Origin of the sequence: Bacillus sp. NTK034 (assembly GCF_017303275.1) — a bacterium.
In the GTDB taxonomy this organism is placed as follows: Bacteria; Bacillota; Bacilli; order Bacillales; family Cytobacillaceae; genus Cytobacillus.
Map to the genome: position 1 here is coordinate 1 of NZ_JAFKOJ010000043.1, position 368 is coordinate 368.

The window sequence follows — 368 nt, forward strand, 5'->3', positions numbered from 1 at the left end:
ATCCCGTAGGGGTCACCATTTTGGAGGATTAGCTCAGCTGGGAGAGCATCTGCCTTACAAGCAGAGGGTCGGCGGTTCGATCCCGTCATCCTCCACCATTACTTTTGGACGAGCGATTTTCTCCTCTTAAGTTATGAGCCATTAGCTCAGTCGGTAGAGCAGATTGCAGCATCAGTGAGACTCTTCACACGAGTAGCAATCTGTGACAAAGCGGTTTAGCTTTGGAACATCTGACTGCACGTATCAGGCTTTAGGAAATCTCATAAAAGTATGAGCCATTAGCTCAGTCGGTAGAGCATCTGACTTTTAATCAGAGGGTCGAAGGTTCGAGTCCTTCATGGCTCACCATTTTAATTTCATATTGCGGG

2 tRNA genes are annotated in these 368 nt (G+C 47.3%); both read left to right on the plus strand.

The annotated features are described in order from the left end of the window. Window positions 1-22 precede the first annotated feature (22 nt). Window positions 23-98, plus strand: a tRNA-Val gene (locus tag JI665_RS28300). A gap of 174 nt (window positions 99-272) precedes the next feature. Then, window positions 273-348: transfer RNA gene (locus JI665_RS28305), tRNA-Lys, on the plus strand. Window positions 349-368: the final 20 nt, after the last annotated feature.